Source organism: Mesorhizobium sp. IMUNJ 23232 (assembly GCF_044326205.1).
Lineage (GTDB): Bacteria > Pseudomonadota > Alphaproteobacteria > Rhizobiales > Rhizobiaceae > Kumtagia.
On the sequence record NZ_JBIRCY010000104.1, the window covers coordinates 1 to 14,138 of the forward strand.

Below are 14,138 nucleotides of genomic sequence, written 5' to 3' on the forward strand. Positions count from 1 at the left end.
GCGGTCCACATCGGCGCATTCCTTCTCGAATCATGCCGAACAAGGAATCACAACCGATCCAAAACCAGAAACTCAAAATCCGACAACCGATTCTGCCCGCTCACAAAGTCCCCGGACGGACACTTAGGCCCAAGCGCTCATCGCCGCATCTTCCCGCGCTCCTAACGGCCTACGCGCGTATCATGACCGATATACATCATTTTGTGCGCTGGTCCGAAATCGTGTCAGCTTGAATTTCGCTTACGATCCCAATCAGAGACCCTGACGCTCCGGCCGGGATAGGCAACCCTTGCGCGCGCAGCTGGATCACTGACTTATCGAACTGGCGGCCCTTGAACATCTAATCCTCCGAAAATGTCGAAGGGGACTTGCTATAGCGCCGGTAATCGAAACGTTGCAACACATCCTCACGGGGTGCTCACCTGCTCCTGCAAACGCGCACGCAAACCCTCGACGGCACGCTGCGCAAGACCTTCCAAGGTTGGTAGCCCGGCAAGGCCAGCGACACCAGAAAGGCCGACACTCACCAAGCCGCTACGTGACCGCCCCCTCAAATCCTCATGATGCCCCATCATCCGAACTCGAACGATCAATTAGCTCCTTATGCGTGACATGATGCGCGCCAGCGACGCTCGGTCGCGAAGCTTACGCGCGGATCGGGATGGAGTCGTGAAGTCGCGACATCTTCCTGAGGGGCTCGAACCAAGTTTGCCGCCTTGCGCACGGAAGTGCTGTCGCAGGGTTCGATGAAGCCGATCGACTGCGGGGACCGGGCCAAACTGGGCGTGCAGCTAGGCGCCGGTCAAGACCTTAAGCCTGTCCAGCGCCGCGGCCAGACCTTTCAGCGAAACCGACAAAGCCACTTCCTTCTGGTCGATGCTTTTGGCTTTGATCCTAAGGGTCGTACCCGTCCGCAGGGCCGCAATCGTCTTGGCATCGAAGCTGAGCGGCACGAGGCAGCCGGCGGGCAGGCACGTCGAGAAGCGCACAGGCTCGCGCGGTTTTCCGTCATCGATCTGAAGCGTGACACCAGCATCGAGCAGCAGGCCAAAGGGAAGGAAAAGGTTGCCTGCGACGCTGCCGTCCGCACCCTTGAGCAGTTCGATCGCCAGCACGCGCTGTCCGTTTTGCTGCGTCTGCTGCTGGGAGATCGAGCAGGCTGTTTGGGGCGCGCTTTGGCAGGCGAGCTTCCAGTCCTGATAGGTCTCCTGCAGCGAGGAAGCCCCGCCAGGTAGCGCAGAGCCGGCTTCCTGAGCGGCTGCCGGCGCTAACAGCGCCATGACCGCCGCCACCGCTGCCGCACGAACACTTGACGAACTGAACGTCTGCAAAGCCGTTTATCCTTCTGGTTGTAGCTGGCGGCAAGAACTGCCTGATCGAGATGCCGCAGGCAAGCGATCCGCTCCTGGTGATGCCGTCGAGACGCGACCGGACCAGACATTCCGAGACCAGATCATCAGAAGTGGAAGCCGACTCGAGCGCTGGCGGTTTGGCTCAGGAAGGACTCGCCGATGTCGGCCGTGTAGCCCGCCTTCACCTCGAAGCCACTGCCGCTGTAGAGTTGCAGGCCGAGATCGATCCGGCCCAGAAGATCCGGCGACTCGAGGTAGTCGGTGAAGGTTCCATTATCGAGGGTTGCGCTGGCAAAGCGCGCGTCGACCGTCCGTGTGTTGTCCGGCAGATAGCTGACGCCGAAGGCGGCATAGGGCCTGAGTGTCGTCTGCGCGTCCAGATCGAGGCGGCCGCCGACCTCCACCATCAGCGAGAGCGCGACGTTGGTGTCGCTGCTGCTGCCCAGATCCAGCGCGTAGAGCTGGGATCCCGACTCTTCCACCGCCGACAGGTGCGTGTAGATCAGGTCGAGATCGCCATAAGGCCGGACGTACCAGTGGTCAAAAGCGAACTGATAGCCGGCGCGCAGCCGCGCGCCCGCCAGGAAGACGCTGGGATCGCTCTCCAGCGGGGCGGTGAAGCCCGGCAGATTGACCTGGCGGTTGACGTCGAACGAGCCATGGGCCAGCGCAACCGAGCCGGCGAGGAACCATGGGCCTATCGTGTGCCTCAGCGCGACGGACCCGTCGAAGGTGTCGCCGTTGCCGGAGGAGCCGCCGTCCATCGAGGCCGAGCTCTGCCCGTAGGCGAAGGAGCCGCCGAGATACCAGTCGGGAGCGATCATCTGCTGGGCGCCGATGCGGTAGCTGGTGGTCGTGACATCGTAGCCCTGTATATCGTCGGTTCCATCCTGATCGCTCCAGCGCCCGGAGACGTCGAGCCAGAGACAGTTGTCTTCCTCGAGCAGCACCTTCTGGTCGACGAAGACCGGGCAGCTCATCGAGGCGCCGAGGATCGTGCCTGCCGAATTGATCAGGGCGAGCGACGGCGCGTAGATGTCCTTGCTCGAATATTCGTCCAGAGCGGCCGCATAGCCCCCCGCACCGGCGATTTGCGACAGGTTGGCGAAACGCTTGGCGAAGGCGGTGTCGGCGTTTTGCCAAGCCTGGCTGAAATGGTTGGCTAGCGAGGCCTGGCTGTCGGTCAGCGACACGCCGTCCGGCGTGAAGTTCGAGCGCGGCGTGATCGAGAGCGTGTTTTCAGATTGGGCCACATCCCAGCGAAACACCAGCGAATCCAGCCCGCCGGCCGTCGAATCGAGATCCCCGGCGGTCACGACCTGCACGGAACCGGGCAGAAGCGTGATTGCCGTCGGCACGATGACGCCGTCGATGGAGGCGGCGCCGTCGACCTGGAGGTGACTTGCGGCGTCGTTGAGGGAGTCGATGCTGACGCCGAGCCGGCCGCTCTCGGTCTGGATGAAATCGCCGGTGAGATGGGTCGAGCGGATCTCGCCCGGCAGGCCGATATTGACGGTGCCGCGATTGGCGAGGAGCGCGGCGTCGACCATCGCGCCGGCATGGTAGGTGCCGTAATTCTTGAAGGTGCCGCCGGCCGCGACGCTGGCGGCCGAGCTGCCGGTCTGCGGCGTGTTGCCGGTGAAGCGGCCGCCGCCCAGATAGGTCGAGCCCGTGATGGTGCCGTCGTTGGTGACGTTCGCATAGCCGCCGCCCGAGGCCAGGATCACAGTGCCGTCCCTGCCGGACACCGTATTGACGGAGCCGCCGGCGTTCACGGTCACCTGATTGCCGTTGCCGTTGTTGCTGCCGGACGGACTATCCACCACGATGCCGGCGCTGCCTGGTGTGCTGTAGGTGGCGCCTGCGCCGCTGCCGCCGATCACATTGCCGTTGACTGTGACGGCAACCTGCCCATTCCCACTTGACGTGGGGCCTGTGCTTTGCGCGAAAATACCGATGCCGTTGAGGCCTGTGGCCGCAACAGGACCATTCGTTGTAACGCTAACGGTGCCACCCGAGCCGACGGAGCCCCCAACCCAGTTTGCGGGAGAGCCGGCTTGGATCGAGTCCCCGGCGGTGACGAGCCCGCCCCCGGCGCCGATGCTTTGCGCGAGAATGCCGACCGCGCCCGCGCCGAAGACGTTAATGCTGCCGTCCTCCGTGACGTTCACGGCCCCACCGTAGCCGCTGGCTCGGGTATTGGAAAGGCCGGACAAGTCCGTATTCAGCGCCGGAGTGTCCCCGTCCGAGTTCACGAGGCGGATGACGCCACCGCCGCCGCCGATCGATTGCGCGACGATGCCGTGTGCGCCGATGCCCGTCGTGGTAATCGTGCCTTCGCTGACCAGACCGACGAAGACGGTGCCGCCGTTGTTGCTCGCGCCGGTGACCCAATTGCCGCCGATCGTCAGGATAGGGGCAGCCGAAGAGCTCGGCTGGCTTGTCACGATGCCGCCGCCGCCGCCGATGCTCTGCGCAAGGATGCCGAAGGAGTTATTGCCGGCCGTCGAGATGGCAATAGGGGTATCGGAATTGGAGTCCGGATGAAAAGTGACTGCGCCGCCGTCGCCGCTGGAACCCTCGCCGCCGCCCGCCGAGAGCGCCAGTGTCCCCGATTGCTGGAAATCGCCGACAAAGAGGCTGCTGCCGGCGCCTGCCATGCCGCCGCCGCCGCCGATCGATTGCAGGATCACGCCGTCGGCCGCATCGCCGGTCGTGGCGATGCTGGTGGAATCGGGATTGTAGTGGCTGACGGTGACCGTGCCGCCGTCGCCGGCAGGGCCGCTCGAACCATCGGTTGTGCCCCCGACCGAGAGCACGCCTGTCGCGCTGTCGGAGCCGTCGGCGCCGATGCCGCCGCCGCCGCCGATACTTTGGGCGATCACGCCGGCAGCGCCGAATCCGGCCGTGCTGATATTGGTATTGTAGTCCGAATTGTCATGGTAGCCCTGGCCCAGATAGACCGTTATCGGACCACCGGAACCGCCGGCCCCTCCTTTCCCGCCGACAGCCACATTGGTGTTTACGGTGACATAGGACAGCCCGCCCGTCCCGCTCGCGGCGGCGCTGCCGCCCTTGCCGCCGCCGCCGCCGATGCTCTGGGCGACGGCACCATTGGCCCAATCCCCGGCCGTCGTGATGGGAGCATAGAGTGCCATCCATACGGAGTTGCCGTTGCCGCCGGTCCCCCCCTTGCCTCCGACGGAGACGTTGAAGTTGGCAGCGAACGAGCCGTCCGACTTACCTTGGAGATAGTTCCCCCAGTTGCTCAGCGCCTGGCGTTGATCCATTCCTTGAATTACCGGGTTGTCCGCCGACGCGTCGGATCCGGCCGATCCGCCGAGCCCGCCGCCGCCACCGATCGACTGCGCCAGCAGGCCGGTCGCGTCGCCGCCATGGGTCGTGATTGGCGCATTTGCGGATACCGTAACGGCGCCGCCCGTGCTGCCGCTGCCGCCCGTGGAGCCCAGATTGACGTTCACTCCGACCGAATAGTTTGTGTCGTCCACCGTGAAAGAGGTGCCGACTCCGATAGAGCCGCCCTGGGATGCTCCGCCGCCGCCGCCGACCGACTGCGCCACCAAGCCGACCGCTCCAGAGCCCCAGGTCGTGATGCTGTTTCCGGTATACAGATCAACCCACACGCTGCCGCCTGCTCCGCCAGTGCCGCCTTGCGAGCCCAGCGTAACGGTGAGCGACCCGTTGGTGCCGGTGCCGTAGGCTTGGGTGTTGCTGCTGCCGAACCCTGCGTTGCCGCCGCCGCCACCGATCGATTGCGCGACGAGGCCGTCGGCGAAGTCGCCATAGGTCGTGATCGAAGTTGGGGCGTTGCTGCCGGATTGGTCCGGCGCGGTCGTGCAACCGCTGCTTGTGCAGGTTTGCGTGCCGCCGAGCGCAATGGTGACAGCGCCACCAGTACCGCCACTACCGCCATTGCCGCCCACCGCGAACGACGCTTCCACGGATACGGAGTCGGAGCCCTTGGGCGTATCGAAATATCCCACCGCCATCGCAAGCGCCGAGGAGTCGCCGCCTGCGCCGCCGCCGCCACCGATGCTTTGTGCCAGGACCGCCGTCGAGCCCTGGCCAGCGGTGATGATCTTGGCGCCGTCCGACAACGCAAAGTTCACAGCCCCGCCGTTGCCGCCGGTTTTGCCCGTCCCGCCCAAGGCTGCCGATACGGACACGGCGACCTGATCGCCGGTCGGCGTCGGAACCGCCATCGCGAGAGACTGAGCGGACGCCGATCCGCCGTGGCCACCGCCGCCGCCGATACTCTGGACCACGACGCCGTAATCGTCGACCGGAAGCAGGTTGCAGGGCAGCGATGGGCAGGGACCTTGACTGGTGGTTCCGCCGCTCACGAGCAGCGGATTCTGGCCCGTCGCGATGGTGCCTCCCATCACCTGGGCCTGGGCCGGAAGGCCAGCGCCTCCCGACCCGCCGGAGCCGCCGACCGCCACCGAGGCGGAGAAACCTTCCCCGACCGAGCCGGCGAAAGCGTTGCCGCCGGTGCCGCCGCCGCCGCCGATCGACTGCACCACGAGGCCGGGCGACTTCGTCCCGACGGTGGTAAATGTCGGGTTTTCGATGTAGAAGCTGGCCCAACCGCCATTGCCGCCATTGCCGCCACTACCGCCGATGCTGACCTGCGCAAAGGGGGCAGCGCCGCTGGCATTGCCGGCATTGCCGCCGCCGCCGCCGATCGACTGCAGGACAAGGGCGGGCGAGATATCCCCGTTTGTGGTGATGGCCGTGTTATAGTTGCTCCAACTGGACACTGTCCCGCCCGCTCCGCCTGCCCCAGCTGTGCCGCCGACGCTGGCGAAGACACTCCCGGCGCCGCCGCCGTCGCCGCCGCCGCCGCCGATCGATTGTCCGAGGAGGCCGATTGCGGAAATGCCGGACGTGGTGATGGAGCCCCAGTTGGTGCCGATATCGACGGAGCCGCCATTGGCGGTGAGAGGGTTGGTGGTGGCGTCGCCGCCGACCGCGGCGACGACGCCACCTGCCTGCCCGCCGGCGCCACCCAAGCCACCAATGGACTGCGCCAGGATCCCTTGCGCGTTGGCTCCGAGGGTGGTGATCGATCCATTGTGCTGCACGGTCACCGTGCCGGCCGTGCCACTCGACGCACCTGTGCCGCCGCTGCTGTAGAAGCCGGTCCACGCGGAGCCCCCCGATCCGCCAGCGCCCGCGATCGACTGTACCAGGATGCCGCGGGCCGTCGTGCCCTTCGTGCTGATCGAGCCATAGTTCGCAACCGTCACATCGCCGGCGTCGCCGCCGTCCCCGCCATTGCCGCCGGCGACAATGACGCCGTTCGCGCTGCCGCCAGAGCCACCGGCGCCGCTGAGACTCTGCGCGATGATGCCCGAAGAATCGGTACCCTGTGTGCTGATCCCGGAGGCTGAGTCGAGCGTTATCGTCACCTCACCCCCGTCGCCGCCGTCCCCGCCATTGCCGCCGCTAGCGTCCGCTTGGCCGTAGATGACCCCGCCCCAATTGCCGATGCCACCCGCGGACTGGGCGACGATGCCGGGCGAGGAGTCGCCCGCCGTGACGATCGAGGTGCCGGTCAGGCTGATGTTGATCAAGCCGCCGCTGCCGCCCGCGCCGCCGTCGCCGCCGTCGCCGGTACCGGTATCGACTTGCGTACCGTTCGAACCGCCCCAGCCGCCCGCGCCGCCGAGGCTGAGCGCGCTGATCCCGGGCGAAGTGTCGCTGTTCGTCTGCAGGGTGACGGGGTTTTGCGTCGTCCCACTGAGAATAATGTCGAGATCGCCGGTGACATCGCCGCCGGCGCCGCCGTAGCCGGCATCATCGGAGCTGACATATCCGGAGTTGGTTCCACCCGGACCGCCGGCACCGCCCACCAGGTAGGCGGCGATGGCCGGCGAAACGGTGCCGTCCGTCGATATCGAGACCGCCTGCGTCGCCGCGGTGACAGAGATCTCGTTGGCCTGTCCGTTGGGGTATTCGTAGCCGATGACGCTTCCGCCATAACCGCCATTATTGCCCCCATACGAGTCGTCCGGTTCGCAGTAGAGGCCGGGGTTCCCAATCTGTTCCCCAGCCTGACATCCGCCCGTCCCGCCAAACCCGCCCAGTGAGAAGATCACAAGCCCGGCCAGGGAGTCGCCAGACGTCGAGACATTCGCGTCCGTGACATCGATTTCTGCCCCGCCGGCGCTCCCACCATTGCCGGCGACGACGTAGTCGTCGCCGCCCCCATATCCGCCGGTGCCGCCCTGGGCCGTCGCCAGGACGCCGCCGCCAGTGATGACGCCGGTCCATTGGGATGACGGGGGATTGCCGGTCTGAATGACGGTCACGCCGGCGCCCAGGGTGAGGACGGACTGCGCCCCGCCCGCGAAACCACCGTCGCCGCCGTTGCCCTCATTATACGCCCCGGTTCCGCCATTCCCGGCAATGGCTCCCACTATGACGCCATAAGTGGGGTGTTCGCTGTTGCTGACGTTGACATATTCGACCGATGTATTGAAGTTCGAAGGGGGTGCCACGCCGCCGAGTCCACCGCCATTCTGCGCATCGCCGTTTTCGTCCGTGCCGCCGTTCTGCCCGTACTTGATCCACTGGAGCTGGCTGCAGGCAGGGCTGCCGAATGTGTTAACCGCTTCGCAGTATACTTGGCTTTGCGCCTCGACATGGGGAGCGGCGAGCCATATCGCGACGCCGAGCAGTGCGGCGCAGAAGCCCTGTCGGATCATGTTTTGCCCCACTTGCATCGGCAGTCCTCAGCGCTGCGGTCCGGATTCGAACGGCTGGGTTGTAACGCACGACCCGCACCGGTCGGCTCACGGATGCGTCACAGATTGCGTCGCAGGCAAAAAAATCCCGGCGTTCTTCTGGTCCCTTCAGTTTTTCGCCACGGCCAAGGCAGCCGGAATGCGTAGCGCAGGCACCGCGCCCATGATCACGATGACGCCGCCCGCGAACAGAAGCGTGCTCGCCGGCACGACGGTCAGAAGGCTGGCGAGGATGCCGGAGCCGAACACGCAGAGCGCGACGCTGGCACTGGAAAGGCCCATGGCCCACCCGCGCTCGGTCTCCTCCACGCAGCCGGAGAGGGCGCTGAGCAGCGCGACGAAGGCGGGCACATTGGTCACGCAAATGAACAAAGTCAGCGCCACCTGCCCCCAGGCCGGCAGGGGAAGGGCGCTCAACAGGAGCAGCCCGCCACACGAGACCATCCCGAAGATGGCAACGGCGCGCTCGCCCGAAAGCCGCGAGGCGACGAGCTTGTAGAACACGCCGGAGCCGAAGGTGAAGCCGATGCCCATGACCACTGCGAACAGGCCGAGCCGGGCGGTGGAGAATCCATGCTCGCGCTGCATCACGATCAGGATGATGGTGTAGTAGATGAGGAACCCCATCTGGAACAGAAAGAACGAGGCGAGCGGCGGCACCACCTGCGGCCGCTCCGCGATGCGCGCGAACAGAAGGAAGGGCTGGCGCCAGTCGAACGAGATAGCCCGTCGCTGCGCCTCCTCGCCGAACCGGGCGCGCGCCAGCAGAACGGCATTCAGCAGACACAGGGCCAGCGCAAAAACCAACGGCAGGCGCAGGTCGACTTCGCCGAGCAACCCGCCAATGGCCGGCCCGGCCATGAGGCCCACCGTGTTCACCAAAGTGATCTGCGCCATGGCGTCGCCCCGTTCGCCGGCGGGAACCGCGTCCGCCATGCTGGCCTGCGCAATGGGCGCGGTGCCGGACATGAGCCCCGCCACCAGCCGCCCGAAGAAGAACAGCCAGAGCATCCCCACCTCCAGCGCCAGCCACATCAAGGAGTAGCCGAGCCCCAGGCCCGCCATGCAGATGACGAGCGTGCGCCGGCGCCCCAGCGCGTCGGAGAGGTCGCCGAGCAACGTGCAGCCGAAGAAGGCGCCCACGGGGAACAGGGCGAAGGCCAGCGACATCAGGGTGTCGCGCATGCCAGGCGCGGTGCCTGCGAGAAGCGGCGAGGTGTGGAACAGCCCGACGATCAGCGGGTACATCAGCCCGAATGAGAAAATGTCGATGAAGACCGCCAGAAACAACGCGGCATGACTGCGGAACATGGCAAGCTTCACGGTCCGTCTCCGAAAATGGGCACGTCTTGGCGCCGTCCGGCGTTGGCGACCCGAAAGCCGGGCGCGGGCGCCTGCCACGGCATCGATTCGAGTGCGCTCGGCGGTGAGTGCTCCTGTTTTCCCACCCTTACGCCTGAGCGGCAGTTGCGAAGCTGGCGAACGAACGCTGCATGCTCGAAGGTAAGACACTATAAATGAGTGGTGTCGTACGTCCTGTCACGGATTCAACTCATGAAGCGTGCGATCTTCACCGCTGACAGACCGGACGAACAGGCGGAGGTATCATGTGGGGCCTGAATAGGCGTTGCCGTCGTCGCGCATTCGGGAACCTGCATCTGGCGTCATCCGCCGAATTCCGTATCGTGCGCGAGCCCACCATTGGGGGTCTGCGATCATGAGCGCATTCAAGACGCCCGATAGCCGCGACGAGGCCGGGGGGCCGGCAAACGGCGCCGTGACGCGGACCGTGGATCTTGTCTCCGACGTTGCGGCGATCGGCGGCAACCAACAGGGTATGGTGGAAGATGCCGATCTGCGGGCGGGGGCGGCGAGCATGGCCGGTCTGGACTTCACCTCCGCCGGGGTCCTTGCGCTCGATGCAGGCACCGTGCCTGCGGAGGCCGCCCTTGTGTTGGACTGGCTCAACACGCTGCTCTACTCAGGCCGGAATCGGGAACTGCGCGACAGCATTCTCATGTTGCCGCCGCAGATGCGCGACCGGCCGTTGTTCGCGATCTGGTCGGCGTTCGCCCGCCTGCCCCACGAGCCGGCAGCCGTGCGCGATCTGCTGGCCGAAATCCGCCGCGCCCTCTCGCCGGACGAGGCGCCCGTCGAATATGTGCTGGCGCTTTCCGGCGAGGTCAATGCGACGCTTTCCGAATGGTCGGACTATCGAGAGCTGCCGCCGCTCATCGAAGAGATCGATCGCGTGCAGCCCGGTCTCGTCGGCCTGCCGGCGGCCCTAGAGCAGCGCCTGATTCTCGTGCGTTGCATGGCGATGCTCCTCGGTTGGCCCACGCATCCACAAATCGAGGCCGCACGCACGCAGATCGAGACACTTCTGCCGCGGCTGACACCGGGGTCCCAACTTCTGTTCGGCAGCGCCCTGATGAACTACCTGATCTGGTGGCGCGGCAACCTGACGGCCGCACGGCCTTATCTGGAGACCCTGGAGGTGCTCGCGCGCCGGGGCGACATGCCGCCTTTGGCCGTCATGGCCTGGTATTACGGCGCCCTGTCCTTCGCCTATCGCGAAGGCGCGCTGGACCGGGTGCAGCAGCTGACCGACGCCGCCGTCGCCTTCGCAGAGCAGCGCGGCGTGGCCCACCGGCTTTCCAACGCATTCTGGGTTGTGGCGCAGGCCTATGCCGACGCGGCCGACTTCGGGCGGGCCGAGGCCGCCATCACACGCTACGTCGCGAGCGCTCCTGAGCAGTGGAGACGCGCCGATCTGCTCGGCGCCCACTATCTGCGCGCCGTGGTGGCCCTGTGTGAATCCAACCCGGACAAGGCCATCGCCGAAGCGATGCACGGGCACGAATACGCCGGGCGATACGGAGGACCGCACCAGGCCGCGCATCAGGTCATGGTGCTCGCGAGGGCCACGGCCATGAAAGGCGATGAGCAGGCCCTGGCCCATATCGAGCATTTGCGGCTGATCGCGGAACGCACGGACAACGCCAGTTTCCGGATCCAGGCGGCCTTCGCGGAGACCGTGCTGGCGCATGTCCAGGGGCGCCGGTCGGACTTCGCGGCCGCGTGGCGCTCCGTGGCCGAGATCGCACTCCAGTTGGGCTGGCGGCAGATAACCGGAATGCAACGCGAGGTCACCGCCGAGCTCGCCAATGACGCCTTGGGACTGGGGGCGGGAACCGAAACCCGACGGTTGATCGAGCTATGGCAGCTCGTGCCGCCGCGCAATGGCGTAGTCCATGAGACATGGCCTTATCCGGTTCGGATTCGTTGCCTGGGCGGGTTTGAAATCCATGTCGACGGCCGGCGGTTGGAGGCGCAGGAGGGAAAGGCGCAGCGAAAGCCGCTGGAGCTGCTGTGGCATCTGCTGGCGCAGGCGCAGGACTTTCCGCAAGAGGCGCTGGCGGACTGGCTATGGCCGACGCTCGACGGAGACAGAGCGATGCACGCTCTGCGGACGACTGTCTATCGGCTGCGCCTTCTCATCGGATCCAAGAGCATCCGGCACGAGAACGACCATATCGGCCTCAATGCCGATCACGTGCGGACCGATCTTCGCGACCTGCAGCTCTCACTCGATGCCGTTGCCGACGCGGCGGCGCCGGAGGCGCGCCGGCTGGATGCCCTTGACGCCACCTTGCGGCTCTATCACGGCCAGTTTCTTCCGGGCATTCGGCTCGAGGCGATCGAGGACGTGCGCCGACGCACGCATGCACGGGTCAAATCGGAGTGCGTCAGCCTCCTGTTGGCTCAGGACCAGCGCGATCCTGCGACCGTTCTGCGCGCGAGCCGGCTCAGCGTCATCGCTCCGGAAATCACGTGGCCGACGCCGCTTTCGGTGCTTTCCCGGCAAGCCTAGCGGGCGCGCTGCGCGCCACGCCCCGGCATGGCCTCGACATCGCGCGCATAGGTTCCGTATAGCAGGGTGACGACGACCCCGTTGGCAATCATCGCGCCCACCAGCACCCCGAGAAACACCGGCTTGAGTCCGTAGATATCTCCCAGCCAACCGGCGCCGAGATTGTACATCGCCCACGTCAAGGATTCGACGATCGCCACCAGGATGGCGAAGGCGAGAGTGCGCAGCGCCGGCGGAACGACCGCCATGACGATCGGCCTGTTGACGCCGGGGTTCGCCCCCATCGCAAGGCCCATCAGGAACCAGAAGACCATGAAGATGGAGATCTGGCCCCAATTGAACTGGGTGCCGACGTAAGCGAAGCCGGCGAACAGAAACTGTGCCCCCTGAAGGAACAGGATGCGGCCTGTGCCCGGCCATCTCCTATGCATGCGATCGACGACCACCGCGCCGCCGACGGCACCTAGGAAATAGCCGAGGCCGAACGGCCCGAGAACCAGCGCCGCCGTCTGGTTGGAGAAGTGATAGACTTCGGTGAGATACACCACCCCGAAACCCACCAGCAGGAGGTGGCCGGACAGCAGCCTCGAAAGCAGCATGATGAGGAAGCTGGGGACCCGGAAAAGGGCGGCGAGCGCGCTGGATATCGATACGTCTGCACTTGGGTTTCGGCCGACCAGGGTTGTTTCCGATGCGCCGAGACCCGGGTCCCGGAACGTCACGAAGACGAGGATGCCTACCGCGATGTTGAGCGCCCCTACCGTCCAGAGCCCGATCCGCCAGCCGTTCTCGATGCCCGAAAGCTGCCCGAGCGCCGGACCGAGCACCGAGCCAATGAGGCTCAAGGCGCCATAGAGATATCCGACAGCCCGCCCACGCGTCGCATCGTCGAACAGATCCGCGAGGATGGCGGTAATGATCGGTACAGCGCCGGCATAGCCGGCAGCCAGGATGCAATAGAAAGCGAGCAGCGTGGCGAAGCTGTTGGCGAAGCCGGCGCCGATACCCCAAACGCCCCACAGGCCGGCGGCGGTGAACAGGACCGCCTTGCGGTTCCAGCGCCGCGCGAGCCATGCCCAAAGTGGGCTGAACAGCGCTCCACTCACTTTGGCACCGGCTGAGAGCACACCGAGGTCTGTCAGCGAAAGGCCGAGACTCGCCCGGATGGCGGGGAACAGGATGACGAGGATGCCGCTTTCGGCATTGTTCATCCCCAGCATGGCGGTGAGGACGGCGAGGTGCCGCCACCGGCGCCGAACGCGCGCCTTCGGCGGCCTGCCGGAGGGCGCGCTTTCTTGAGGGGTCCCGCTCGGCTGTTCCACGATCTCAGGCCGGCTCATGTGTCTCGCAGCCTCTCGATCAGGCGCCGACGGAGTTCGGAGGGGCCGTCACTGGCCCGTCCGCCGTCGGTGAGACAATCAAGCGAACCTTCATAAAAGGTAAAAGGCAACGGCGGCGCCTTGCCACGCCACAGATGCCCCACCAGGCGGAGCCGCGGGGCGCGACCTCGGGGTTCGCGCAGTGCTGCGTGTGCGCGGCTCAACTACCGGGCGAGATGAGGCCCATTTTCCCAGCACCGGCAGCGCCTCCGGCGAACACAGATATTTGACTAGCTCCCGTCCGGCTTCTGGCTGCCTGGCTTCGGTCGCAATGCCGGCGGAGTAGACCGTCAGGTGCTGCAACTCAGCGGGGATCCGCCCGATGAAGGTGAGCGTGTCATGTGGCGTGGTCAATGGTGTCGCGGACGATTCGCGCCGATGGGTCACGGATTCAACTCAAGTCGGCCGGAAGCTTCGCAACCTTGGAGCCACCTTCTCTCAAGGTTCCGGAGGCTGTTCGATTTTCCACGGTGTCTACCATCGTGAATGCCTAACAAGCAACGCTCGCTGGGCAGAAGCTAGGCCCGGGTCGCCGTCGAAGCCTGCCGCGCTCCATTCCAGAGCGCTGCAGCAGTTCTCCACCATCTCCGCGGGTCCCTGCATTGCCTTGGACGAACACCATGACAAAGTCCGTTCCTAGCATTACAGTTGCAATTTTTGCTTGAGATGGGTTTTCTGCGCGGCGGCTTGATGTGCCCGTCGCCATAGTGACCATGCGATGATGTGAGCGGGCTGAATTTGCCTTTGTGTCAGCCGGGTTGCG

General features: G+C 65.7%; 6 protein-coding genes. 1 reads left to right on the plus strand and 5 read right to left on the minus strand.

All coding sequences use genetic code 11. The features are described from left to right. Positions 1–791: 791 nt before the first annotated feature. The 3 genes from ACH196_RS36335 to ACH196_RS36345 all read right to left on the minus strand — a co-directional run bounded on the left by ACH196_RS36335 (position 792) and on the right by ACH196_RS36345 (position 9,445). On the minus strand, positions 792–1,292 hold the full coding sequence (locus tag ACH196_RS36335; RefSeq protein ID WP_396651689.1) for an invasion associated locus B family protein: 501 nt from the start codon (positions 1,290–1,292) through the stop codon (positions 792–794). Between the two features lie 164 nt (positions 1,293–1,456). Next, on the minus strand, positions 1,457–8,083 hold the full coding sequence (locus tag ACH196_RS36340; RefSeq protein WP_396651690.1) for a hypothetical protein: 6,627 nt from the start codon (positions 8,081–8,083) through the stop codon (positions 1,457–1,459). A gap of 147 nt (positions 8,084–8,230) precedes the next feature. Further along, complete coding sequence (locus ACH196_RS36345) at positions 8,231–9,445, minus strand: MFS transporter (RefSeq protein WP_396651691.1); 1,215 nt, start codon at positions 9,443–9,445, stop codon at positions 8,231–8,233. Positions 9,446–9,839: 394 nt separating this feature from the next. Between ACH196_RS36345 and ACH196_RS36350 the strand changes: the two genes are divergently transcribed. Next, complete coding sequence (locus ACH196_RS36350; protein WP_396651692.1) at positions 9,840–11,996, plus strand: hypothetical protein; 2,157 nt, start codon at positions 9,840–9,842, stop codon at positions 11,994–11,996. Here the strand turns inward: ACH196_RS36350 and ACH196_RS36355 are convergent. Then, positions 11,993–13,336, minus strand: a complete 1,344-nt coding sequence (locus ACH196_RS36355; protein ID WP_396651693.1) for an MFS transporter — start codon at positions 13,334–13,336, stop codon at positions 11,993–11,995. The two genes, ACH196_RS36350 and ACH196_RS36355, sit on opposite strands and share 4 nt — an antisense overlap. Positions 13,337–13,426: 90 nt before the next feature. Next, positions 13,427–13,762 carry a substrate-binding domain-containing protein gene (locus tag ACH196_RS36360; RefSeq protein ID WP_396651694.1) on the minus strand — a complete coding sequence of 112 codons (336 nt, stop codon included), beginning with the start codon at positions 13,760–13,762 and terminating at the stop codon, positions 13,427–13,429. Between the last annotated feature and the right edge of the window lie 376 nt (positions 13,763–14,138).